24 protein-coding genes and 1 tRNA gene are annotated in these 24,053 nt (G+C 69.0%); 15 read left to right on the forward strand and 10 right to left on the reverse strand.

All coding sequences use genetic code 11. The features are described from left to right. Positions 1-216: 216 nt before the first annotated feature. The 6 genes from HWX09_RS32335 (at position 217) to HWX09_RS32360 (ending at position 6,837) form a co-directional block, all read left to right on the forward strand. Complete coding sequence (locus tag HWX09_RS32335) at positions 217-813, forward strand: YbhB/YbcL family Raf kinase inhibitor-like protein (RefSeq protein WP_027783285.1); 597 nt, start codon at positions 217-219, stop codon at positions 811-813. Positions 814-1,030: 217 nt separating this feature from the next. Then, positions 1,031-1,603 carry a flavodoxin family protein gene (locus HWX09_RS32340; RefSeq protein ID WP_027783284.1) on the forward strand — a complete coding sequence of 191 codons (573 nt, stop codon included), beginning with the start codon at positions 1,031-1,033 and terminating at the stop codon, positions 1,601-1,603. A gap of 185 nt (positions 1,604-1,788) precedes the next feature. Continuing rightward, a complete protein-coding gene (gene argC / locus HWX09_RS32345; RefSeq protein WP_027783283.1) occupies positions 1,789-2,739 on the forward strand; it encodes an N-acetyl-gamma-glutamyl-phosphate reductase in 951 nt (316 codons plus the stop codon). A 434-nt stretch (positions 2,740-3,173) separates the two neighbouring features. After that, complete coding sequence (locus HWX09_RS32350) at positions 3,174-4,595, forward strand: DUF2957 domain-containing protein (RefSeq protein WP_027783282.1); 1,422 nt, start codon at positions 3,174-3,176, stop codon at positions 4,593-4,595. Positions 4,596-4,740: 145 nt separating this feature from the next. After that, the gene (locus HWX09_RS32355) at positions 4,741-5,982 is read left to right on the forward strand and encodes a DUF2957 domain-containing protein (RefSeq protein ID WP_027783281.1); all 1,242 of its coding nucleotides are present in this window, start codon (positions 4,741-4,743) and stop codon (positions 5,980-5,982) included. Between the two features lie 18 nt (positions 5,983-6,000). Continuing rightward, positions 6,001-6,837, forward strand: coding sequence for an OmpW family outer membrane protein (locus tag HWX09_RS32360; RefSeq protein ID WP_027783280.1), 837 nt, complete (start codon positions 6,001-6,003; stop codon positions 6,835-6,837). 184 nt (positions 6,838-7,021) lie between these two features. Here the strand turns inward: HWX09_RS32360 and HWX09_RS32365 are convergent, their stop codons facing one another. Then, complete coding sequence (locus tag HWX09_RS32365) at positions 7,022-7,951, reverse strand: LysR family transcriptional regulator (RefSeq protein ID WP_027783279.1); 930 nt, start codon at positions 7,949-7,951, stop codon at positions 7,022-7,024. Between the two features lie 97 nt (positions 7,952-8,048). Here HWX09_RS32365 and HWX09_RS32370 point away from each other — a divergent pair, with 97 nt between their 5' ends. Next, positions 8,049-9,341 carry an MFS transporter gene (locus HWX09_RS32370; protein WP_027783278.1) on the forward strand — a complete coding sequence of 431 codons (1,293 nt, stop codon included), beginning with the start codon at positions 8,049-8,051 and terminating at the stop codon, positions 9,339-9,341. 89 nt (positions 9,342-9,430) lie between these two features. On the opposite strand, the gene HWX09_RS32375 is transcribed toward HWX09_RS32370, so the two are convergent. After that, positions 9,431-10,066: a LysE family translocator gene (locus HWX09_RS32375; protein ID WP_027783277.1), complete on the reverse strand. Its 636-nt coding sequence runs from the start codon at positions 10,064-10,066 to the stop codon at positions 9,431-9,433. Between the two features lie 76 nt (positions 10,067-10,142). Further along, positions 10,143-11,219 carry an NAD(P)-dependent oxidoreductase gene (locus tag HWX09_RS32380; protein ID WP_267896662.1) on the reverse strand — a complete coding sequence of 359 codons (1,077 nt, stop codon included), beginning with the start codon at positions 11,217-11,219 and terminating at the stop codon, positions 10,143-10,145. Here HWX09_RS32380 and HWX09_RS32385 point away from each other — a divergent pair. Then, positions 11,109-11,879 carry a Mut7-C RNAse domain-containing protein gene (locus tag HWX09_RS32385; RefSeq protein ID WP_027783275.1) on the forward strand — a complete coding sequence of 257 codons (771 nt, stop codon included), beginning with the start codon at positions 11,109-11,111 and terminating at the stop codon, positions 11,877-11,879. The genes HWX09_RS32380 and HWX09_RS32385 overlap by 111 nt on opposite strands. A gap of 80 nt (positions 11,880-11,959) precedes the next feature. On the opposite strand, the gene HWX09_RS32390 is transcribed toward HWX09_RS32385, so the two are convergent. After that, positions 11,960-12,196: a hypothetical protein gene (locus HWX09_RS32390; protein WP_027783274.1), complete on the reverse strand. Its 237-nt coding sequence runs from the start codon at positions 12,194-12,196 to the stop codon at positions 11,960-11,962. Between the two features lie 358 nt (positions 12,197-12,554). On the opposite strand from HWX09_RS32390, the gene HWX09_RS32395 reads away from it, so the two are divergent. From HWX09_RS32395 to HWX09_RS32410, 4 genes are read left to right on the forward strand one after another with little or no spacing between them, the layout of a single operon-like run. Next, positions 12,555-13,760, forward strand: coding sequence for an efflux RND transporter periplasmic adaptor subunit (locus tag HWX09_RS32395; RefSeq protein WP_027783273.1), 1,206 nt, complete (start codon positions 12,555-12,557; stop codon positions 13,758-13,760). A 5-nt stretch (positions 13,761-13,765) separates the two neighbouring features. Then, a complete protein-coding gene (locus HWX09_RS32400; protein ID WP_027783272.1) occupies positions 13,766-14,464 on the forward strand; it encodes an ABC transporter ATP-binding protein in 699 nt (232 codons plus the stop codon). A 27-nt stretch (positions 14,465-14,491) separates the two neighbouring features. Beyond that, positions 14,492-15,646 (forward strand): ABC transporter permease, encoded by a 1,155-nt coding sequence (locus HWX09_RS32405; protein ID WP_027783271.1) that lies wholly within the window; start codon positions 14,492-14,494, stop codon positions 15,644-15,646. A gap of 8 nt (positions 15,647-15,654) precedes the next feature. Beyond that, positions 15,655-16,821 carry an ABC transporter permease gene (locus HWX09_RS32410; RefSeq protein ID WP_027783270.1) on the forward strand — a complete coding sequence of 389 codons (1,167 nt, stop codon included), beginning with the start codon at positions 15,655-15,657 and terminating at the stop codon, positions 16,819-16,821. A gap of 16 nt (positions 16,822-16,837) precedes the next feature. On the opposite strand, the gene HWX09_RS32415 is transcribed toward HWX09_RS32410, so the two are convergent. Genes HWX09_RS32415 through HWX09_RS33755 form a run of 3 tightly spaced genes read right to left on the reverse strand, consistent with a single transcriptional unit; the run spans position 16,838 to position 19,215 of the window. After that, the gene (locus tag HWX09_RS32415; protein ID WP_027783269.1) at positions 16,838-18,169 is read right to left on the reverse strand and encodes a carotenoid oxygenase family protein; all 1,332 of its coding nucleotides are present in this window, start codon (positions 18,167-18,169) and stop codon (positions 16,838-16,840) included. Positions 18,170-18,184: 15 nt separating this feature from the next. After that, positions 18,185-18,811, reverse strand: coding sequence for a DUF2239 family protein (locus HWX09_RS32420; RefSeq protein ID WP_027783268.1), 627 nt, complete (start codon positions 18,809-18,811; stop codon positions 18,185-18,187). Between the two features lie 50 nt (positions 18,812-18,861). After that, positions 18,862-19,215, reverse strand: coding sequence for a hypothetical protein (locus HWX09_RS33755; RefSeq protein ID WP_230469116.1), 354 nt, complete (start codon positions 19,213-19,215; stop codon positions 18,862-18,864). A gap of 158 nt (positions 19,216-19,373) precedes the next feature. Here HWX09_RS33755 and HWX09_RS32430 point away from each other — a divergent pair, with 158 nt between their 5' ends. The 3 genes from HWX09_RS32430 to HWX09_RS33760 all read left to right on the forward strand — a co-directional run bounded on the left by HWX09_RS32430 (position 19,374) and on the right by HWX09_RS33760 (position 22,466). Beyond that, positions 19,374-20,714: an MFS transporter gene (locus HWX09_RS32430; RefSeq protein ID WP_027783266.1), complete on the forward strand. Its 1,341-nt coding sequence runs from the start codon at positions 19,374-19,376 to the stop codon at positions 20,712-20,714. Between the two features lie 62 nt (positions 20,715-20,776). Further along, positions 20,777-22,168, forward strand: a complete 1,392-nt coding sequence (locus HWX09_RS32435; protein ID WP_027783265.1) for an enolase C-terminal domain-like protein — start codon at positions 20,777-20,779, stop codon at positions 22,166-22,168. 34 nt (positions 22,169-22,202) lie between these two features. Continuing rightward, the gene (locus HWX09_RS33760; protein ID WP_230469115.1) at positions 22,203-22,466 is read left to right on the forward strand and encodes a hypothetical protein; all 264 of its coding nucleotides are present in this window, start codon (positions 22,203-22,205) and stop codon (positions 22,464-22,466) included. A 274-nt stretch (positions 22,467-22,740) separates the two neighbouring features. Here HWX09_RS33760 and HWX09_RS32445 read toward each other — a convergent pair. From HWX09_RS32445 to HWX09_RS32455, 3 genes are all read right to left on the reverse strand, one after another. Next, a tRNA-Ala gene (locus HWX09_RS32445) sits at positions 22,741-22,816 on the reverse strand. Between the two features lie 64 nt (positions 22,817-22,880). Continuing rightward, on the reverse strand, positions 22,881-23,243 hold the full coding sequence (locus HWX09_RS32450) for a c-type cytochrome (protein ID WP_027783264.1): 363 nt from the start codon (positions 23,241-23,243) through the stop codon (positions 22,881-22,883). Then, the gene (locus tag HWX09_RS32455; protein ID WP_027783263.1) at positions 23,240-24,040 is read right to left on the reverse strand and encodes a BON domain-containing protein; all 801 of its coding nucleotides are present in this window, start codon (positions 24,038-24,040) and stop codon (positions 23,240-23,242) included. The genes HWX09_RS32450 and HWX09_RS32455 overlap by 4 nt, the downstream gene beginning before the upstream one ends. Between the last annotated feature and the right edge of the window lie 13 nt (positions 24,041-24,053).

Genomic DNA, 24,053 nt, shown 5'->3' on the forward strand with positions numbered 1-24,053 from the left:
CGCGCTGGCCGAGAAAGCCGCCTGCTTCATCGCAGGCGGTTTTTTTTCGTCCGTCGACCGGCGCCCTGACCGATCGCAATCGCGCTCGCCGATGTGCGTCGCTCATCGAACCCTAATGCTAGACTTGATCCATCGCCGCCATCGGCGGCGCGGGCAACGCACAACGCCAACAATGCCGGGAGCCTCCACCGGCCCACGTGACGGGAGAAGCGCCATATGCGTGTGGATCGCCGGATCACTCCGCCTGCGCCATCGGGTCGCCCGTCTCCGTTCCTCCTCCCCGTTCTCCTGTGCGCCGCCGTTTTCGCGGCGCTGCCCGCGCATGCGGAAGGCCCGTTCACCGTGACGAGCGACGACCTGACGCCCGGCGCCCGCGTGCGGGCCGCGAACGTGTTCGACCGCGGCGACTGCAAGGGCGCGAACCGCTCGCCGCAACTCGCGTGGCACAACCCGCCGCCCGGCACGCGCGGCTACGCGGTCACGATCTTCGATCTCGACGCGCCCGGGCACGGCTGGTGGCACTGGGCCGTCGCGGGCATCCCGGCAACCGTCACGAGCCTGCCGGCCGACGCGAGCGCATCCGGCTTCCTGCGCCGCATCGGCGCGAGCGAGGCGCGCAACGATTTCGGGATCGACGGCTACGGCGGCCCGTGCCCGCCGCCCGGCAAGCCGCATCGCTACGTGATCACCGTCTATGCGCTGAAGGGCACCGACCTGCGCATCTCGCAGGGCCGCCCGGCGCCGATGTTCGAGCATGAGATCGGCACGCTCGCGATCGGCACCGCGCAACTCACGGTCACTTACGGGCAGTAAGCGCTCGCGCGCCGCCGCCCGTTGCAGCTCGCGATTGCCTGCCCGCGCCCGCGAATTTCCGAGCGCGGCCCGCGTGCTTTTTCCCGTCATTTCGGCTTGCTAGACTCGACTGCACCGGTCGCGGCACCCGCCGCCCATCCGTCGCGCCGCCCGAGTGCGGCGCGTGACGCGGCGAGCCTGCGGTCCGCCGCTCCCATTCCTTTCCGGAGAACGCTTCATGTCGAACATCGTCATCGTCTATCACAGCGGCTACGGTCACACGCAGAAGCTGGCCGAGGCCGTGCACGCGGGCGCGCAGGATGCCGGCGCCACCGCACGCCTCATCGCCGTCGGCGAGCTCGACGACGCGGGCTGGGCCGCGCTCGACGCGGCGGACGCGATCGTGTTCGGCGCGCCGACCTACATGGGCGGACCGTCCGCGCAGTTCAAGCAGTTCGCCGACGCCACGTCGAAACCGTGGTTTACGCAGAAATGGAAGGACAAGATCGCCGCGGGCTTCACGAACTCGGCGACGATGAACGGCGACAAGTTCTCGACGATTCAGTATTTCGTCACGCTGGCGATGCAACATGGGATGGTGTGGGTCGGCACGGGCATGATGCCGGCCAACTCGAAGGCGGCCACGCGCAACGACATCAACTACGTCGGCGGCTTCACGGGCCTGCTCGCGCAGTCGCCGGCGGACGCGACGCCCGACGAGGGCCCGCTGCCCGGCGACCTCGACACCGCGAAAGCGTTCGGCCGGCGCGTTGCCGACGCGACGGCGCGCTGGGTGGCCGGCGGTCGCTGAGCACACCCGGGCGCCCGACCTCGCGTGCAGCCGTTCGCGGCCACGCGGCGCCGGGCGCGTCAAAGGGACACAAGACGGCCCGCCGGCCGTCTTTTTTCGCCCCGCGCGGTGCAGTGCCGCCGGATGACGTCTTAAAATGGCGGTTTCAGGGCGCCGCGGCTCCCGTTTCATTCAGTGAGAGCGAAATGAGCACCAAAGTTTTTGTCGACGGCCAGGAAGGCACGACCGGCCTCAAGATCTTCGAATACCTGTCGGCACGCAGCGACATCGAGATCCTGCGCATCGATGAAGCGAAGCGCAAGGACGTCGACGAGCGCCGCCGCCTGATCAACGCGTCGGACGTCACGTTCCTGTGCCTGCCGGATGTCGCATCGCGCGAATCCGCATCGCTCGTCGAGAACCCGAACACCACGCTGATCGACGCGAGCACCGCGTTCCGCACCAGCGCCGACTGGGCCTACGGCCTGCCCGAGCTGACTCGCGCGCAGCGCGAGAAGATTCGTACCTCGAAGCGCATCGCGGTGCCGGGTTGCCACGCATCGGCATTCGTGCTCGCGATGCGTCCGCTCGTCGATGCGGGCATCGTCGCGCCGACGTTCGCCGCGCACAGCTACTCGATCACCGGCTACAGCGGCGGCGGCAAGTCGATGATCGCCGAGTACGAAAGCGCCGCGCCGGGCGGCAAGCTCGCGAGCCCGCGCCCGTACGCACTGGGCCTTGCTCACAAGCACCTGCCGGAAATGGCCGCGCATACCGGCCTCGCGAACGCGCCGATCTTCACGCCGATCGTCGGCCCGTTCCTGAAGGGCCTCGCGGTGACGACCTACTTCACGCCCGAGCAGCTCGCGAAACGCGCGACGCCGCAGGACGTGCAGCGCGTGTTCGCCGAGTACTACGCGGACGAAGCGTTCGTGCGCGTCGCACCGTTCGACGCGGATGCGAACCTCGACAGCGGCTTCTTCGACGTGCAGGCGAACAACGACACGAACCGTGTCGACCTGTTCGTGTTCGGCAACGCTGAGCGCTTCGTCACGGTCGCGCGCCTCGACAACCTCGGCAAGGGCGCGTCGGGCGCCGCGATCCAGTGCATGAACCTCAGCATCGGCGCGGCCGAGGACGCGGGCCTCAAACGCTGATTCAGCATCGCACGCCATGCAAAGCCGGCCACTGGCCGGCTTTTTATTTACCCGTATCAGGCAATATACAAAAACACCGGATCGCGCATTTACAAATATTTACAAGCTTTCCATTGCGCGATTACCAGTGAATTAATCCCGCCCCTCCCTTATCCAGTCAATCCCGAATAGGGATAAACCGGATACCGTCGATTTAAACGCTGCCGTTATACGCGAGAAGGCGCTGCGAGAACGCGCCGGGCGTCGCGGATCCCCCACTGCGGCAGCTTTCGACAGCCCGTCTCGCGTTTAAATTCTTACCAATTGCCTTATCGGGCAAGGATTCAAATCGCCGATCCCGTTTCAATCGCCTTTTTTAGACGGGTTCATCAATTGACAGCAAAAATCCAGGCAGCGACATTAGCTCGCACAATTAAACGATTGGAGACAGCGGCATGTCGCACGCCTTATCGAAGGGGGTGGCAACGGCCTTTGCCATTGCCCCTTTCCTGGTTGCATGTGGTGGGGGGGACTCCGGCGGCGCGCCCGCGCCGATCAATGCGCCCCAATGTTCCGGCTCGAGCTGCGGCACGCAAGGGCCGCCGCCTTCGCAGCCCATCAACGGCGCACTCTGCCCGGCCGACGCGGATATCGTGAAGAGCACGTATCTCGGTGGCGCAGGTAGCGGCGAGATCGTCAGCGTCAACATCGACGCGGTCGCGATGACGTACACGCTCAAGTGGCTCGAATCGCCGATTCCGCTGAAGACGGGCACCGTCACGCCGAGCCGCGTCGGCACGACCATCACCGGCAAGGTCATCCACCCGCCGACCGGCACGCTGCCGACCGCCGAGCAGACGCGCTGCGCGTTCGTCCTCACGCCGGGTACCGGCCCCGCGCCGGACGGCTCGACCTATTCGACGGCCGCCGACTTCAACCAGGCGAACCCGCCGATGCTGCTGGTCGGCATGGGCGTGGCGGGCGGCGGCATTCCCGGCGCGACGATCCAGTACGACGGGCTGACGATCATCCCGGGCATCGTGCAGAACGTCGGCCAGGTGCCGAACCGTCACTTCGACTTCTATCCGTTCCTCGGCTTCGCGAACACGACGACCGACATCTCGAAACTGCCGGGCACGTACAACGCGCTGCTCTATCACCTCGTGCCGTCGGGCAACTACGCGACGAAGGGCTCGAATTCGAGCGAGACGTTCGACGCGAACGGCGCGTGCACGTCGAGCGGTTCGGGCGGCTGCCAGACGACCGGCGATCCGTGGAAGACGAGCGCGAAGGGCGGCTACTTCGACAGCGCCAAGGCACCGCAGACGCTGCCGCAGACGCAACTGCCGATCGTCGGCGCGACCGGCAAGTCGGCGACCGCGCACATGGTGATCGGCCAGCTCAACGGCGCGACGGTGCCGGTGATCGTGCGCACGGGCAACGTGAACCTCGGCACGCCACCGCTGCACACCGACGCGCAGGTCGACGACGAGTCGGGCATCGCGGTGCTCGGCGCGGCGACGGCGATCACGTCGGGCGCGATCGACGGCGGCTATGCGGGCGCGGACTCGAACTTCAAGTACACGGCCGCGCTGATCCGCGGTAGCAACGCGTCGTTCATCAACCCGTCCACGCAGGCCGAGGAAGACGGCTTCACGCTCGACTACGGCCAGACGACGCCGGGCCTGCTGAACGCGAAGACCGCCCCGCCGAGCGGCGCGAGCTACCCGTCCGCGTCGGGCGTGGTGATCGCGACGGGCGGGCTGTATGCGGCGCTCGTGCAGGGCACGGTGAACGGCGGCGTCACGTCGACGTCGGCGATCGACGGCACGTCGTCGACCCCGTACTTCGGCGTGGGCGCGCAGATCAGCAAGTAGCGATCGAGGACGCGGCGGCCGGCCCGCCGCCGCGTGACGCAGGGAAGGCACGAAGGCGCTCGGCTCGGCGCAAGCAGGACGAGCACACAACAGAAGCGGCCGACAGGGAGCTGGCCGCCGCACAAGACAAATCTGGAGGAGCAACATGAAGCGCAACCTCATTCTGGCGGCGGCCCTTGCCGCCCCCCTTCTTTCCGCATGCGGCGGCGGCAGCGACAATCCGCCCCCGCTCGTCGAGGACCGGCTCTGCCCTGCGTCGCTCGACTACAACACCGTGTTCACGGGCGGCGCGGGCAGCGGCGAACTCGCGAAGGTCCAGCTCGATACGACCAAGATGACCTGGCAGGTCACCTATGTCGAATCGGCGGTGCCGCAAAAGACCGGCACGGTCACGCCGACCCGTGCGGGCACCGTCGACAGCGGCACGCTCACGCAGGAAACGCTGCTGCCGACCAACAAGCTGAACCAGTGCGCGTTCCGCCTGAACGGCGCGAGCCTCGACGCGTCGCGTCCGGCGCGCATCTTCGTCGGCTTCGGCGTCGCGGGCGGCACGATTCCGGGCAAGGAGATCCAGTTCGACGGCGTGCTCGGCCAGGCCGCGGTGCCCGACACGAAATTCCCGTACTACCCGTTCATCGGCTTCTCGTCGATCGAGACCGACATCACGAAGGTCGCGGGCACGTACAGCCACGTCGGCTTCGGCGAAGTGCCGTCGCAGAAATTCGCGCCGGCATCGATCGACGCGAAGGTGACGATCAACGCGGACGGCACGTGGACCAAGTGCGACACGACCGGCCAGTTCGCCGGCGGCGCGTGCACGCAGCAGGGCACGAACTTCGTGCCGTCGGCCGACGGCAGCGGCGCGTTCCAGTCGAACAACTACGCGAGCCAGCTGAAGCCGACGCTGTCGGCCACGCCGCAGGGCAAGGGCTTCATGATCGTCGGCAAGCTGCGCAACCAGCTCGTGCCGATCCTCGTGCGCACGGGGGTCGCGAACCCGAACCCGACGCCCGACAGCAACGGCGTGCCGGGCCTGACCGCCGACGACGAATCGAGCATCTCGATCCTCGCGCCGCAGACGGCCGTGGCGGCCGGCTCGCAGAACGGGGAGTACATCGGCGTCGACAGCCAGTTCGATTACCGGACCACCGCGCTGATCGACAAGCAGGCCACGCTGCTCGACCCGTTCCAGCCGTCGCAGGCGTCGCTCGCGACCGCGCTCGACCTCGACTACACGCAGAAGGTGCCGGGCACGGTCACGACGATCCACACGGGTTCGGGCAGCACGTCGCCGACCGGCAAGTTCATCTTCACGGGTGGCGTGTTCGGTTTCCTCGACAACGCCGGATCGACGCCGTATTTCACGATCGGCGCATTCGTCCAGTAAGCGGAGGGAGAAGCCGTGATGAAGAAAACCCTTCTCTGCGCGGCGGCCGGCGCCGCCGCCGTCGCGGCGCCGCTCGCGGCGCACGCGCAGAGCGCCGGCAGCAACGTCGTCACGCTGGGCTGGTTCCACATCATGCCGCAGCAGAGCAGCACGCCGATGACGACCAACGTCGCGCCGACGCCGATCAACACGCCGCTGCGGCTGCCGCCGTCGTTCACGTCGCCGGGCACCGGGCTGCGTACGAACGGCGCCGACACCGTCGGCCTGACGGTCAGCCACTTCCTGACCGATCACATCGCGGTCACCTCGGTGGCGGGCGTGCCGCCTGTGTTCAAGGTATCGGGCCAGGGCACGATCAAGCCGCCCGGCCCTGCCGGCGCGCTCGGCACGCAGAACATCGGGCTGGGATCGGTCAATCCGATCGTGAAGAGCGTGCGGCAGTGGAGCCCGGCGGTGATCCTGCAGTACTACTTCGGGCAGGCCACCGCGAAGTTCCGGCCGTTCCTCGGCCTCGGCGTGTCGTACAACTGGTTCAGCGACCTGCAGCTCAACACGAACTTCATCAAGCAGACGCAGGACAACCTCGGTGCGATCCTCGCGGCGGGCGCGGGCAAGCCGGGGACGACCTCGGTGGAGGCGAAGGCGTCGTCGTCGTGGCAGCCGGTGTTCAACGCGGGCCTGCAGTACAACCTGACGGAACACTTCGGGCTGGTCGCGTCGGTGACCTACATCCCGCTGAAGACGACGTCGACGGTGACGATCAAGGCGGCCGACGGCTCGGTGCTCGCCGAGTCGAAATCGGACCTGAAGGCGGATCCGATCATCAGCTACGTCGGGATGACGTACAAGTTCTGAGCGCGGCGACCGCCGGCAAATGGAGCGCCGCGACAAAATCGCAGGCAAAAAAAAGCCCGCCTAAGTGGCGGGCTGAATCCATATCAGAGGAGACATGGAGGAGACAGGTGCAACTATAGCGAATCGGTTTCCGCAATGCAACATTTCCGTAGAGAAAATAAGGACTTTCCCTCGAATGCGGCCTCTAGTTCGTTGTTACGGCACCCGCCCCCTTTCCATTCTCCCGTTCGAGCACCTCGCCCAGCGCGTCGCGCAGCAGCGCGACCGGCCGCACCAGCCGGCCCGGCAGCGTGCCGTGCACGATCCATACGTTGATCCGCGTTTCCAGCCCCACCGTTTCCACGATCCTCAGCGCATCGCGATGCGCGCTGCGCGCCAGCGCGTTCGGCGGCGCGATCCCGATGCCGGCGCCGCGCGCGACGAGCGACAACTGCAGCTCCGAGCCGAATGCCTCGACCGCGACGTCGAACGGCAGCCCGGCCGCGCCGAGCGCTCGGCTCAGCGCCGAACGCATCCCGCAGCCGTCCTGGCTCAGCACCCACGGAAAACCCGACAGCGTGTCGAGCGACAGCGGACCGTCCGGCAGCGGGAAATCGCGCGCGGCGACGAGCACCGTCGGCTGCATGGCGAGCAGCGTCGCCGTCAACGTGTCCGGTAGCACGGCGCTCGCCGGCACCATCACGGCTGCGACGTCGAGCGCGCCGCGCTCCATGCCCTGCATCAGCGCCGGCGACCAGCCGGCCGTCACGCGCAGCGTGAGGCGCGGGAACGCGTCGCGCAGCCGGTCGATCGGCCGCTCCAGCGCGAGCTCGGACAGAAACGGCGGCACGCCGATGCGCAGCTCGCCCGACGGCTCGCTGTCCGGTGCGCCCGCCGCCATCAGCTCGTCGACCGCGCCGAGGACGTTGCGCGCGAGCGCGTAGACGTCGCGCCCGGCCGCGGTCGGCTTCAGCGGCTTGCTCTGCCGTTCGAGGAGCGGCACGCCGAGCAGCGTTTCGAGGTTCTGCACGCGCCGCGTCAGGCCCGGCTGCGTCAGGTGGAGCTTCGCGGCCGCGGCGACCATCGACCCGCTGTCGACGACCGCGACGAACGCCTGGAGATCACGCGTATTCAAAACAAACTCGCATAATCATATTAGACATATTTCAATTGTCGCATAAACATCGGACACCTACGATGGGAATTCCTTCGATCTCCACGCCAGGCTTCCGATGAACTGCCCTGCCAATCGTTGCTCCGCCCCCGTTTCCCCGTCCGTCGCGGCGCCGCCCGCGTTGAGCACGGGCATGACGCTGTTCTTCGCCGCGACGGTCGGCGTGATCGTGATGGATCTGTTCGCCGCGCAACCGTTGACCGGCCCTATCAGCGCTGACCTGCATCTGCCGCCCGGTCTCACCGGCCTCGTCGCGATGCTGCCGCAGCTCGGCTACGCGGCCGGGCTCGCATTGCTCGTGCCGCTGGTCGACCTGCTCGAGAACCGCCGCCTGATCGTCGCGACGCTCGCCGTCTGCGCGGCGGCGCTCGCGCTGCCCGCCTTCACGCAGTCGGGCACCGTGTTCCTGCTCGCGACGCTCGCGGCCGGCGCCGCGTCGAGCGTGATCCAGATGCTCGTGCCGATGGCCGCGTCGATGGCGCCCGAAGCGCAACGCGGCCGCGCGGTCGGCAACGTGATGAGCGGGCTGATGCTCGGGATCCTGCTGTCGCGGCCGCTCGCGAGCCTGATCGCGGGGTCGGCCGGCTGGCGCACGTTCTATCTGCTGGCCGCGCTCGCGAACGCCGTGATCGCCGTCGTGCTCGCGCTGCGCCTGCCGGTGCGTACGCCGTCGATCACGGCCGGCTACCGCGCGTTGCTCGCGTCGATGGGACGCCTGCTCGCCGACGAGCCGGTGTTGCGCCGGCATGCGCTGTCGGCCGCGCTCGCGATGGCCGCGTTCAGCGCGTTCTGGACCGCCATCGGGTTGCGGCTCGCGCAGCCGCCGTTCGCGCTCGACCTGCACGGGATCGCGCTGTTCGCGTTCGCCGGCGCCAGCGGCGCGATCGTCACGCCGCTCGCCGGCCGCGCGGGCGACCGCGGCCACGGCCCGGCCGCGCAGCGGCTCGCGCACGGCACGATGCTCGCGGCGCTCGCCGTGCTCGGGATCGCCGGCGCCGGCTGGTTCGGCTTCGACGCGCATGCGCATCGCGGCCTCGCGCTCGCGCTGCTGGCCGGCGGCGCGGCGCTGCTCGATGCGGGCGTCATCGTCGACCAGACGATCGGCCGCCGCGAGATCAATCTGCTGAATCCGGCCGCGCGCGGACGCCTGAACGGGCTGTTCGTCGGGCTGTTCTTCGTCGGCGGCGCGCTCGGCGCGGTGCTCGCTGGCAGCGCATGGGCGTGGGGCGGATGGAGCGCGGTGTGCGGTGTCGGGTTCGCGTTCGCCGGCGCGGCGGCCGTGTTCGGGCTGGCGGCTGGACGCGGAGCCGGCGCGGCGGCGCTGGATCCCCGGGGGCGTAAGCGGGCATAAGCGCACAGCAGCGACGCGGCGCCCAAAAGCCGAACGCCCCGCCCTCTTGCGAGAGACGGGGCGTTCGGTACGCCGGTGTCGGTCGGGAATCAGTGACGAACCAGCGCCATCATCGCGCCGAAGCCGACGAACAGCCCGCCGGTCAGCCGGTTGAACACCTTCGCGACGCTCTGGCTCTTCAGCGTGGCGCCGATGCGCGTGCCGAACGCCGCGTAGACGAGATACCAGCTCACCTCGATCACCGCGAACGTGACGACGAGGATGCCGAACTGCGGCAGCGTAGGCTCGGCCGCGTTGATGAACTGCGGCAGCAGCGCGGCCGCGAACAGGATCGCCTTCGGGTTGCTGCCCGCGACCAGGAAGCCATTACGGAACAGCGCCACGCGCGATGCCGACGCCGCTTGCGACACGGCCTCGACGTCGGCCGCCGACGTGTCGTCCACGCGTGCGCGCCACGCCTTCACGCCGAGATAGATCAGGTAGGCGGCGCCCGCGAAGCGCAACGCATTGAACATCGCCGGCCATGCCTCGAGCACCGCGCCGAGCCCCGCCGCGGATACCGCGAGCATCAGCACCAGCGCGCTCAGGCAGCCGGCCATCGTCGCGGACGAGCGCCGCAGCCCGTGCCGCGCGCCGTGGGTCATCACGAGCAGCATGTTCGGGCCCGGAATCGCCGACACGACGAACACCGTCGCCACGAAAAGCCACCACGTATGCAAGTTCATGACTGCCTCTGCCTGAAATAAATGTAGGGAAAACGGACTGCCGATTATGCCGTGCGCACGGTGCTTCTGTCGCGTGTCAGCGGCCGGCGCGGCGCAGCGCGGCCTCGCCGAGCACCGCGAAATCCTGGTCGCCGCCGCCGTGCGCGAGCGCGTCGAGCAGGCTGTCGCGCACGACGCTCGCCACCGGCAGCGGCACCGACGTCGCGTCGCCGGCCTCCAGCGCGAGCCGGACGTCCTTCAGCCCGAGCCGCGCCTTGAAACGCGCGGGCTCGTAGCGCCGCTCCGCGATCATCGCGCCGTAGCCTTCGTAGACGGGCCCCGGAAACACGCTGCTGGTGATCACGTCGAGGAAATCGCGCATCGCGACGCCGTGCGCGCCCAGCAGCGCGGACGCCTCGCCGAGCGTCTCGATCGCCGACGCGAGCGTGAAATTCGCGGCGATCTTCGCGACGTTCGCGTGCTGCGGCAGCGAGCCGAAGCGCCAGGTCTTCTGGCCGATCGCGTCGAACAGCGGCTGCACGCGGTCGATCGCCTCGGCCGGGCCGCCCGCCATGATCGTCAGGCGCGCAGCGGCCGCGACGTCGGGGCGCCCCATCACCGGCGCGGCGACATAGTCGATGCCGCGCGACGCATGCGCGTGCGCGAGCGATTCGGCGAGCGCGACCGATACCGTCGCCATGTTCACGTGGATCAGCCCGCGCGGCGCCTGGGCCAGCAGCGCGTCGTCGAATACCGCGCGCGCGGCCGCATCGTCGCCGAGCATCGAGAACACGGCGTCGCCGCGAAACGCGTCGGCCGGCGTGTCGACGACCCGCGCGCCGAATGCCGCCAGCGGCTCGGCCCGCTCGCGCGACCGGTTCCAGACCCGCACCGTGTGGCCCGCCTTCAGCAGGTTCGTCGCGATCGCCTGCCCCATTTCGCCCAGCCCGATAAACCCGAGATCCATTGCCCGCTCCTTCGCTCCGTGAAGCCGCGAGTTAAACACAGATGCCGGCGCTCTGCAGCGCCTGCCGCCGGCCGGGCGCGGTGCGATACTGCACGGATGGCGACCGCGACCTTCCGCTTTCACGGCGAACTGAACGCCTTTCTCGCGCGCCCGCAGCGCGACCGGGCGTTCGCGCACGCGTGCGCCCGCGATGCGACGGTCAAGCATGCGATCGAAGCGCTCGGCGTCCCGCATACCGAAATCGGCCGGCTGTCCGTGAACGACGCGCCAGCCGCGCTCGACCGGCCGCTCGACGACGGCGACCGCGTCGACGTCTTTCCCGAGCGCGCAGGGCCGGCGGCCGACGGCGCACCCGCGCTGCAGCCGACGTCATGGCGCTTCGTCGCCGACGCGCATCTCGGCGGTCTCGCGCAACTGCTGCGCCTCGCCGGCTTCGACACCTGCTACGACAACCACTACCGCGACGACGAACTCGCGGCGCTCGCCGGGCGGGAGAACCGGATCGTGCTGACGCGCGACCGCGAGCTGCTCAAGCGGCGCGCGGTGGTGCGCGGCTGCTATCTCCATGCGCTGCAGCCGGCCGACCAGTTGCGCGAACTGTTCGAGCGGCTCGATCTCGCGCCGCACATGCGGCCGTTCCGGCTGTGCCTGCGCTGCAACGCGCCGCTGCATCCGCTCGATGCGGCAGCCGCCGCGCCGCGCGTGCCGGCCGGCGTCCGGCAGCGGCACCGGCGCTTCGCCGCATGCGACGTGTGCCGGCGCGTGTTCTGGGAAGGCTCGCACTGGCGGCGCATGCGCGCGGTGGTCGACGCGATGCGCATGCCGCCGCCCGCCCGGCTCGACGAACCGGGCAAATCCGACGCCTGAAAAAAACAAAACCCCGCATGCCGGAGCATGCGGGGTTGGCCGACCGATGACCGGCAACGCCGGCCGTGGCGGCGAACCGCTTAGTTCTGCGTGCCTGCGTCGTTCGTGCCGGCGGCCGAAGCGGCCGAAGCCTTCGCCTGGCCCTTCTTCGAACCGTGGTGCTTCAGCTGGTGCTTCGGCTTGCTGTGATCCTTCTTCATCGGCGCGGAAGCGGGAGCCATCGCGCCTGCCGGCGCCGACGCCGCCTCCTGGGCGAATGCCGAAACCGATGCGAGAGCGAATGCTGCGGCGATGATCGAAGCGAGCGTCTTCTTCATTGTTCTTCCTTTAGCGGAGAAAAAATCAAACGTACCGGTAATCAAAGATGCGAGGCATTCGCACCGGAGCCCCAGGCCGCGAGGCCGGCTTGCGCCGTTCCGTCGCGACAAAACCTGACGCACTGGTTCCATAACGCATCGCGTTCGCGGCAAGTTGACACGTTGCTTGCGTCCTCGGGTTTCCCCGGGGGCGGGTGCGTCACCCGGCGCCGGCGACCGGCCAGCCGGCCGCCGAGGCGGCGCCGCAAACCGGCTCGCGCGGCACCGGGGCGACGCTTATACTGGCGTCCATCCGTCCCTTTCCCCGGAAACCGGATCGCGCCGGTCGCACGACCGCCGCCGTCTCGAGGCGCTCAAATTGCCCGATCACAATCTGGATAAACTGAAAATCGACCGGCGTCCGATCGCACCGGTGCCGCGCCGGCGCCGGTGGGCCCGCTATGCGGTCGCCGCCGCGCTGATCGTCATCGCGATCGTCGCCGGCCTCGCCCTCACCGGTCGGCCGACCGTCGACACCACCTCCGTCACGTCCGCCTACCCGTACCAGAACGACACGCAGCTCAATGCGACCGGCTACGTCGTGCCACAGCGCAAGGCCGCGGTCGCGTCGAAGGCTCAGGGGCGCGTCGAATGGCTCGGCGTGCTCGAGGGCACGCGCGTGAAGCAGGACGAGATCATCGCGCGGCTCGAAAGCAGCGACGTGCGGGCGTCGCTCGCCCAGGCGCGCGCGCAGGTGCAGGTCTCCCGCGCGAACCTCGGCGTCGCGCAGGCGGAACTCAAGGATGCGGAGATCGCGTTGCGCCGCACCGCCGCGCTCGCGCCGCGCGGCGCCGTGCCGGCCGCGCAGCTCGACACCGACACGGCCCGCGTGAACAAGGCGCGCGCGACGCTCGCCAGCGACCAGGCAGCGATCACGTCCGCCGAAGCGAACGCGCAAGCCGCGCAGGTCGCGGTCGACCAGACGGTGATCCGCGCGCCGTTCGACGGCATCGTGCTCGCCAAGCATGCGAACGTCGGCGACAACATCACGCCGTTCTCGTCCGCGTCGGACAGCAAGGGCGCGGTCGTGACGATCGCCGACATGGAGACGCTCGAGGTCGAAGCCGACGTCGCCGAATCGAACATCGCGAAGATCCGCGCCGAGCAGCCGTGCGAGATCCAGCTCGACGCGCTGCCCGACATGCGCTTCGCCGGCCGCGTGTCGCGGATCGTGCCGACCGTCGACCGCTCGAAGGCCACCGTGCTCGTGAAGGTGCGCTTCGTCGACCGCGACGAGCGCGTGCTGCCCGACATGAGCGCGAAGATCGCGTTCCTGTCGAAGCCGGCGTCGCCGCAGGACCGGCAGCCCGTGACCGCCGTGCAGGCGAGCGCCGTGGTCGAGCGCGACGGCAGGCCGGTCGTGTTCGTCGTGAAGGACGACGCCGTGCATGCGGTGGCCGTGACGCGCGGCATGCGGATCGGCGAGCTGGTGGCGATCCGTGGCGTGAAACCCGGCGACACGGTCGTGCTCGCGCCGGGCGCGAAGCTCAAGGACGGCGCGAAAGTGACCGTCGCGAAGAAGTAGCGCGCGTGAACGACGCCCCGCCGCCCCTCGTCGAGATCAGCCACGTCGCGAAGTCGTACCGGCGCGGCAACCAGATCGTGCCCGTGCTGACCGACATCACGCTCGACATCGGCGAAGGCGACTTCGTCGCGCTGATGGGGCCGTCCGGCTCCGGCAAGAGCACGCTGCTGAACCTCGTGGCCGGCATCGACCGGCCCGACAGCGGCGAGCTGCGCGTCGGCGGCCTCGACATTTCGCAACTCGCCGAGGCGCAACTGGCCGAATGGCGCGCCGCGAACGTCGGCTTCATCTTCCAGTTCTACAACCTGATGCCCGTGCTCACCGCGTTCGAGAACGTCGAGCTGCCGCTGATGCTCACGCACCTGTCGCGCCGCGAGCGGCGCGAGCGCGTCGAGCTCGTGCTCGACATGGTGAATCTCGGCGATCGCACGAGCCATTACCCGTCCGAGCTGTCGGGCGGCCAGCAGCAGCGCGTCGCGATCGCGCGCGCGCTGATCACCGATCCCGTGCTGATCGTCGCCGACGAGCCGACCGGCGACCTCGACCGCGCGTCGGCGACCGACGTGCTCGCGATGCTGCAGCGGATGAACGCCGAACTCGGCAAGACGATCATCATGGTGACGCACGACGCGCACGCGGCCGGCGCCGCGCGCTCGCTCGTCCATCTGGAAAAAGGGGAGCTGATCGATGGGCACGCCGGCTGACCGGCAGCGGCAGCGGGAGCGCGCGCGATGTACGTGCTGAAGCTGATCGCGCGCAACGCGCTGCGGCACCGGCTGCGCACGCTCCTGACCGTGTTGGGGCTCACGATCGCCGTGCTCGCGTTCGGGCTGCTGCACACGGTGGTCGACGCGTGGTACGCGGGCGCGGCGGCCGCGTCCAGCGGCCGGCTCGTCACGCGCAACGCGATCTCGCTGGTGTTTCCTTTGCCGGTGAGCTACGAGAACCGCATCCGCGGCGTCGACGGCGTGACGGCCGTGGTCCGCTCGAACTGGTTCGGCGGCATCTATCGCGACCCGAAGAATTTCTTCGCGAGCTTCGCGGTGTCGGACAACTATCTCGACCTGTATCCCGAATACATCCTGTCGGCGCAGCAGCGCGCCGACTACGCCCGCGACCGCCGCGGCTGCCTCGTGGGCCGCCAGCTCGCGACGCAGTTCGGCTTCAAGGTCGGCGACGTGATCCCGCTGAAGGGCACGATCTATCCGGGCACGTGGGATTTCGTCGTGCGCGGGATTCTCGACGGCCGCGACGATTCGACGATCACGCGCCAGTTGGTGTTCCACTGGGAATACCTGAACGAGACGGTGCGCAAGCGCACGCCGAAGCAGGCCGACCAGGTCGGCGTGTTCGTGCTCGGCGTCGCGAACCCCGATGACGGCGCGTCGATCGCGCGCAACGTCGACGCGGTGTTCAAGAACTCGCTCGCCGAAACGCTGACCGAGACCGAACAGGCGTTCCAGCTCGGCTTCGTCGCGATGTCGAACCAGATCATCGCGGCGATCCGCCTCGTGTCGTACGTGGTGATCCTGATCATCATGGCCGTGATGGCCAACGCGATGGCGATGAGCGCGCGCGAGCGCACGGCCGAATACGCGACGCTGAAGGCGCTCGGCTTCGGCCCCGGCTTCCTCGCGCTGATCGTGTTCGGCGAATCGGTCGTGATCGCGGTGGCCGGCGGCGGGCTCGGCATCCTCGCGACGCCGCCCGCCGCAAGCCTGTTCAAGCAGGCGGCCGGCGGCATCTTCCCGGTGTTCAAGGTCTCGACCGAGACGGTCGTGCTGCAGGCCGCGTGCTCGGTCGCGGTCGGCCTCGCGGCCGCGCTCGTGCCGGCGTGGCAGGCGGCGCGCGTGCGCGTCGTCGAAGGCCTGCGGGCGATCGGTTAGAGACGCGCATGGCGATCCCGCTCACCTACATCGCGCGCAACCTGTGGACCCGGCGCCTCACCACCGCGCTCACCGCAGGCGGGATGGCGCTCGTGATCTTCGTGTTCGCGACGGTGCAGATGCTCGACGCGGGGCTCACGAAAACGCTCGTGTCGACCGGCGAACCGGACAACGCGGTGGTGATCCGCAAGGGCGCCGAGACCGAGATCCAGAGTTCGATCGACCATCAGCAGGCCAACGCGCTCGAGATGCACCCGGCCGTCGCGCTCGGCCCCGACGGCCGGCCGCTCGTGTCGAAGGAAGCCGTCGTGCTGATCTCGCTCGTCAAGACGTCGACCGGCAAGCCGTCGAACGTCGTGATCCGCGGCGTGTCGCCGGCCGGCCTCGCGCTGCGGCCGCACGTGAAGCTCGTGGCCGGCCGCCCGTTCGCGCCCGGCTCGTCGGAGATCGTCGTCGGCAGCGCGATCGCGAAAGGCTTCAGCGGCACGCAGCTCGGCGACAGCCTGCATTTCGCGCAGCGCGACTGGACCATCGTCGGCATCTTCGATGCGGGCGGCAGCGGCTTCGACTCGGAGATCTGGGGCGACGTCGACCAGTTGATGCAGTCGTTCCGGCGCACCAGCTATTCGTCGATGGTGCTGCGCATCCCGAGCGCCGACGGCTTCGCGCGCTTCAGGGCCGACATCGACGTCGACCCGCGGCTGACCGACGAGGCGAAGCGCGAACAGACCTTCTACGGCGACCAGTCGAAGGCGCTGTCGACGTTCATCAATATCCTCGGTATCACGCTGTCGACGATCTTCTCGATCGCCGCGATGATCGGCGCGATGATCACGATGTATGCATCGGTCGCGAACCGCGTGGCCGAGATCGGCACGCTGCGCGCGCTCGGCTTCAAGCGCACCAACGTGCTCGCCGCGTTCCTGCTGGAGGCGCTGCTGCTCGGCTTCGTCGGCGGCGTGATGGGGCTCGCGTGTGCGTCGCTGATGCAGTTCGCGTCGTTCTCGACGACCAACTTCCAGACCTTCTCGGACCTGTCGTTCCGCTTCCTGCTGACGCCCGCGATCGTCGTGAAGACGCTCGTGTTCTCGCTCGTGATGGGGCTCGTCGGCGGATTCCTGCCGGCGATGCGCGCCGCGCGGCTGAAGATCGTCGACGCGCTGCGCGCGCAGTGACGCGCGCCGCCGCCGCTCAGCGCTCGCGCGGCACCCACGCGCCGTGGAACCCGGCCGGCACGCGGCGCGGCAGATGCACGGTCGCGACCGGCCCCGCGTCGATCGCGCGCGCATCGAGGATCACGACGTCGGTCGTATCTGTCGCCGCGCGGTAGACCATCACCAGCAGCCAGCCGTCGTCCTCGTCGGTGCCGCCCGGACGCGGCACGAACACCGGCTCGCCGTTCTGGTCGCCGGGCGGCACCGCGTAGTGCATCGTCGTGCCGCGCACGTGATCGAAACGCATCACGCCGCGCATTTCCGCGGGGTTCGGCTGCTCGGCCGCATACAGGTAGCGGTAGCGGCGCCTGGTCCGGCTTTCGTTGATGCGCGGCAACTCGATGCCGCCGTCGGCGAGCGGCCCTTCGTCGATCAGCCCGTTCGCCGTATCGATCACGTAGCGCCACAGCTCGCCGACCGGGTTGTCGGCGAAGCGGCCCGTGCGCGCGTCGAGCCGCAGGAACGACGGATAGCGCACCGCGTCGAGCACGATGCACGACGCGTCGCAGTCGTACGCGTTCACGACGTGCTGGATGAAGCACGGCTCGACGTCGAACCAGCGCACGGCGCCGCCGTGGCGCGCGATCACGCCGATGCGCGCGGGCCGGTCGTCGTGCCAGCGCAGCGGCATCCGGTGGCCCTGCTTCAGCAGCGAGAAGTCGTAACCGACGTTCAGGTCGAGCAGCAGGCTGCGGGTTTCGGTGATCGCGAAGTCGTGCATCATCGACGGCGCGTTCAGCTCGATCTCGAGATCGACGCGCGGCACGCCTTGCGCATCCGCGACGCCGTAGCGCAGCCACGGCGCACGCCAGTCCGCGCGGAACATGATCAGCTCGCCGGTCACCGGATCGACTTTCGGATGCGCGGTCATCCCGCCGTCGAAGCCCGCGTGCCGCGCCGGCATGCCGAACGAATCGAGCGCGGCCGTGATCGCGAGCGGCGCGCCGCCCTCGGCCAGCGCGAGCAATTCGCCCGCATGCTGCAACACGTTCACGTTCGGATTGGTGTCGGGCAGATGCGGCACTTGCCCGGGCGCATGCACGGCGGCCCAGCGCTGCGTGCGCGCCCAGCGGTTCCGGTAGCCGGCCGCGCGGCCGTCGTCGAACGCGATCGCGTGCAGCATCGCGGCCTCCGGCCACCACGACAGCATGTCGTTGCCGTCGAAGCGGCCGCCCGGCGGGTTCGGGCCGTTGCGCAGCAACGTGCCGTCCAGTTCGTGCGGAATGGCGCCCGTCACGCGCAGGTCGACGATGTCGACTTCGTCGGCGACCGGCGCGATCGCGCCGCGGTTCAGGTCGAATACGGTCATCGCGTCGGCGCTCCGTCAGCAGCCTTCGGCGGACGGCGGCAGGTCGCCGCGCGCCAGCGCGAGCGCATGGTCGCGCACGTCGGCCGGCCAGCCGGCGACCCGTTCGGCCAGCCGCGCCGGATCGTTCGCATACAGCGCCCGCGCGGCTTCCTCGAAACCGGGCAGGTCGCCCGCCATCGCCGACATGAAGTGGTAGGCGCGGGCCTGAGCGTCGCGGTGCCGGTCGGCCGCCGCATGCGTGCGCCGCGCGTCCTCGACGAGCTTGCGCAGCGCGACCGACGCGCCGCCCGGCTGCGCGCCGAGCCACTCCCAGTGACGCGGCAGCAGCGTGACCTCGCGCGACACGACGCCGAGCTTCGGCCGGCCGCGGCCGCGCTGTTCGCCCGCGCCTGCCGGCTCGCCGCCGCCGCCGGATGCATCGCCCGACGGCACCGCATAGCGCGCGCGAATGTCGTCCGCCGTGCCGCGCAGGTCGAGGCCGATCGAGCGGCCCGTCGCGTCGTCGAAGACCAGGATCGAACCGGGCATCGCGTCGCCGGCCGCCTGCCGGACCGCCAGCGCGACCGTCGCGAGCGGGCCCGATGCGAGCCGCCGGTGACCGTCGAAGGCCGTGTACGAAGGAAGGAGCGTGGAAGTCGTCATGGGAGCCGCCCACAGGCTGGAATCGGAATGACGCTATTTTTATCCGGGTATTAATTGGATGTCAATATTATCCGGGTAAAAATGTTGCGGATGGACTCCACTCTGTCGGGCGACCGGCGTGCGCCGATGAGATCGTTCGCGCCGGCCAGCGAGCCGGCGTGCGACACTCGCCCTTCGAACGCCGACGACGCCCGCTGCGGCAGCTTCTCCTCGATCGCGTGCGCGAACTGCACGCCGGCATCGTCGGCGAGCCGCGCACAGCGCGGCGGCATGCGGGACGCTCCGCCATCGCGTTTCTCGCGCAGCACGTGGCGCCCCCCGGCAGCGACACGGACGACGCGCGCGTGACCATGCACCCGTTCGATCGATTCAAATACTGAATCGATCAAGTCAGCAATTGGCATGAAAGCGCAAATTTCGACATGACAGAATGGGCCGGGACGCTCTGTCTGAATCGGCGTCCGGTGCCCGGCCTCCCGCCGGCGGCATCTACACACACAACGCGCGCACCCGACGCGCCTGCCGCACGACGGCACCTTCCGCCCTTCGGAGGAGACAAGTCATGAATCCGCTTCACGCGCTGCCGGCGTCCGCCTCGGCAACGGCCCGGCGCACCCGCGTGCGCTGGCTGGTGCTGGCCGTCCTGTTCGCGATCACGACGATCAACTACGCGGATCGCGCCGCCATCGCAATCGCGGGCCCGGCCCTCGCCCGCTCGATGCACTTGAGCCACGTGCAGATGGGCTTCATCTTTTCCGCGTTCGGCTGGTCGTACGTGATCGCGCAATTGCCGGGCGGCTGGCTGCTCGACCGCTACGGCTCGCGTATCGTCTACGCATTCAGCATCTTCTTCTGGTCGCTGTTCACGCTGCTGCAAGGCGGGATCGGCTTCTTCGGCGGCGCGGCCGCGTTCGCGCTGCTGTTCGGGCTGCGTTTCCTGGTCGGCGCGGCCGAGGCGCCGTCGTTCCCCGCCAACAGCCGGATCGTGTCCGCGTGGTTCCCGGCGCCCGAGCGCGGCACCGCGTCGGCGATCTTCAACGCCGCGCAGTACGCGGCGACCGTCGTGTTCGCGCCGCTGATGGGCTGGCTCGTGCACGCGTTCGGCTGGCAGTCGGTGTTCGCGGTGATGGGCGTGCTCGGCTTCGCGTTCGTGCTGGTGTGGAACCGCACGATGTACGACCCGAAGGACCACCCGAACATCAACCGCGCGGAACTCGACTACCTCGCCGAAGGCGGTGCGCTCGTCAACATCGACCAGGCGACGGGCGCGCGCGACGGCGGCCCGTCGATGCGCCACGTGAAGGCGCTGCTGAGAAACCGGATGCTGGTCGGCGTGTACGTCGCCCAGTACTGCATCAACGCGCTCACCTACTTCTTCATCACGTGGTTCCCCGTCTATCTCGTGCAGGCGCGCGGGATGTCGATCCTCAACGCGGGACTCGTCGCGTCGATCCCCGCCGTATGCGGGTTCCTCGGCGGGATTCTCGGCGGCGTCGTGTCCGATGCGCTGCTCAAGCAGGGGCGGTCGCTGTCGGTCGCGCGCAAGGTGCCGATCGTGATCGGCATGCTGCTGTCGATGTCGATGATCGTCTGCAATTACACCGATTCGCACGTGCTCGTCGTGGTGTTCATGGCGCTGTCGTTCTTCGGCAAGGGGCTCGGCGCGCTCGGCTGGGCCGTCAACGCCGATACCGCGCCGCGCCAGATCGCGGGCCTGAGCGGCGCGCTGCTCAACACGTGCGGCAATCTTTCCAGCATCACGACGCCGATCGCGATCGGCTATATCGTCGACCGCAGCGGCTCGTTCAACGGCGCACTCGTCTATGTCGTCGCGCATGCGCTCGTCGCCGTGATCTGCTACCTGTTCGTCGTCGGCGAGATCCGCCGCGTCGAGCTTCAATGAACGGCGCGGGCCGCGCCGGCGCGTCCGGCGGCCCGCACGCCACCGGAACCAGGAGCGAACCGATGTCCGAACCCAGCCGTGCCGGCACCCCGCGCGTCACGCGCATGCAGGTGATTCCCGTCGCCGGCCGCGACAGCATGCTGCTCAACCTGTGCGGCGCGCACGCGCCGTACTTCACGCGCAACCTCGTGATCCTCGACGACAGCAGCGGGCATACGGGCGTCGGCGAAGTGCCGGGCGGCGAAGGCATCCGCCACGCGCTCGAGCGCATGACGGATCTCGTGGTCGGGCAGTCGATCGGACGCTACCAGGCAACGCTCAACGCGGTGCGCGCGGCACTGTCCGGCGCGGGCGCCGGACGCACGATCCGCCACGAAGTGACGTCGGCCGGCGAGGCGGCCGTGCTGCGCCAGCCGCACGAGATCAACCTGCGGCTCGACAACGTGATCACCGCGATCGAGGCCGCGCTGCTCGATCTGCTCGGCCAGCACCTCGACGTGCCGGTCGCGGCGCTGCTCGGCGAAGGCCAGCAGCGCGACGCGGTGCCGATGCTCGCGTATTTGTTCTATATCGGCGAACGGCGCCGCACCGATCTGCCGTATCGCGACGAAGCCTCTGCGTCGGACGCCTGGTTCCGGCTGCGCAACGAAGCGGCGATGACGCCGGCCGCGATCGCGCGGCAGGCCGAAGCCGCGGTCGAGCGCTACGGTTTCGCCGATTTCAAGCTGAAGGGCGGCGTGATGGCCGGCGCCGACGAGATGGAAGCGATCGCGGCAATCAAGGCGCGCTTTCCCGACGCGCGCGCGACGCTCGACCCGAACGGTGCGTGGTCGCTCGACGAAGCCGTCGCGCTGTGCCGCGGGCAAGGCCACCTGCTCGCGTATGCGGAAGATCCGTGCGGGCCGGAAGGCGGCTATTCGGGCCGCGAGACGATGGCCGAATTCCGCCGCGCGACGGGGATCCCGACCGCGACCAACATGATCGCGACCGACTGGCGGCAGATGGATCATGCGGTGCGGCTGCAGGCGGTCGACATCCCGCTCGCCGATCCGCATTTCTGGACGATGCAGGGCTCGGTGCGGCTCGCGCAGCTGTGCCGCGACTGGGGACTCACGTGGGGTTCGCACTCGAACAACCACTTCGACGTGTCGCTCGCGATGTTCACGCATGCGGCAGCGGCCGCCCCCGGCACGATCACCGCGATCGATACGCACTGGATCTGGCAGGAAGGCGATGCGCGGCTTACGCGCGAGCCGCTCAGGATCGTCGGCGGCAAGGTGGCCGTGCCGGAACGGCCGGGGCTCGGGATCGAGCTGGACATGGCGCAGATCGAGGCCGCGCATGCGCTGTACAAAGAGGTGGGCGGCACGGCGCGCGATGACGCGGTCGCGATGCGCTATCTGGTGCCGGGGTGGACGTACGATCCGAAGCGGCCGAGTTTCGGGAGGGTTTAGGGCGGGGTGACGGGAGGCGGCCGACGGGTAGCGTTTGCCAAACGCGGAAAACGGCCGCATCCTGCCGGCTGCCCGGATCGGTCCGCGCGGCGGACGGTCGGGCGCCGTCGTCCACCCGCAAAGAACGCTCTCCATGACATCATCCGATCCGACACCGCGGCAAATCATCGTCTTCGTGCTGTATTCGGTGCTCTGTCTGCCTGCGAGCATGGCCGTCGCCGGCTATGTCGCGACCCGGATCGCGCGGAACGTATCGAATTTCGAAGGCGGTGCGGGTTATGCGACGCTCCGTGGCTGATCCTGCTGACCGGCGCGTTTTGCGCGCTGTCGATCGTCGTCTGCACGCTGCTGCGGAGGAGAACGGCGGTTCTCGCGGCCATCACGGTGGCGTTCGCCGCGCTGTCGGTGCCGACGTTCAGGTTTGTGCAGGGGCTGGTGACGTAGTCACCGTCGGTCGTCGCGCCGCGCCGCGCCGTGCCGCGCCGAGCGCAGTGTGCAGGCGCTGCCTGTCGTCACAGATTCCGCAAAAAACAAAAGGGCTCGATCTTGCGACCGAGCCCTTCAAATTCCGTTGGTGGAGCGGAGGAGGATCGAACTCCCGACCTTCGCATTGCGAACGCGACGCTCTCCCAGCTGAGCTACCGCCCCAACAGTCGACCATCATACACACGCATTTCCACGCCTGGCAATAGGGTTCCCCCTAGCTCACGCATCACTTCGACGGCGCCCCCGCCAGCACCCATTCGACCACCGAACGGACATCGGCGTCGCTCATGCGCGGATGCGCAGGCATCGGAATCGCGCCCCAGACACCCGAGCCGCCGTCCTTCACCTTCTTCGACAGCTTCGCGACGGCCTGCGGATCCGACTTGTAGCGCGCGGCGATATCCTTGAACGACGGGCCGACGAGCTTGCGGTCGACCGCGTGGCAGCCCATGCACGCGTTGCTGCGGGCCACCTTCAGGCCGTCGCCGACGTCCGCATGCGCGACGCCCAGCGTGCCGGCCACGAGCGCCGCAGCCGCGGCGCCCCGCACCATCCATCGTTTCATCCGCTTCATCCGCATGCCCGTCATTGCGCCTTCGCCTTCGGATTGCCCGGATGCACGTTCGACGAATTCGAGATCGGCGCGGGCGGCTGCAGCGGCGCGGACTGCACCGACGCGTCAGGCACCGCGCCGACCGTCGCGCTGTCCGACGGTGCGGCGGCCGCCTGCGCGGCGGATGCGCCGCTCGCGGGCGACGCGTCCTGCAGCGCCTGCGCGTCCTGCGGCTTCACGTACTGGAACACCTTCACGACCTTCTCGACGCCCGGCACCTGGCTCGCGGCTTCCGCACCGCGATTGCCTTCATCCACGGTCACGAGGCCCATCAGATAAAGATTGCCGCGTTCGCTGACGACCTTGTAGTAGTTCGCCGAGATGCCCTTCGTCGCGATCAGCTCCGACTTCACGCGCCCTTCGAGGTACGAATCGTTCGCACGCGACGACAGCGACGACGCCGGCTCGACCGACAGTTCGTTGACGATGCCGTTCACGTTGTTGATGCCGCGCACGATTTCCTCGGCGCGCTGCTTCGACGCATCGTTCGGCACTTCGCCCGTCAGCAGCACGCGACGGTTGAACACCGTCACGTTCACGTGCGACTGGTCCGGCAGCCCGTTGTTGATCTGCGTGAGCGACTTGACCTGGATCTCGCGATCTTCGGTCTGCGCGCCGAGCGTACGGCGATCGGTCGCGATCAGCGCGCCGCCGCCGGCCGCTGCGCCCACGACCCCGAGCACACAACCCTGCAGCGACACGGCGAGGCCCGCCGTCAGCGCGGCGAGCAGCGTGGTTCTGACGAGCGTCTGTTTGACGCGGCTTTGATTCATCGACGGCTCTCCT

The organism is Burkholderia sp. BCC1208, assembly GCF_902833095.1.
Taxonomy (GTDB): Bacteria; Pseudomonadota; Gammaproteobacteria; order Burkholderiales; family Burkholderiaceae; genus Burkholderia.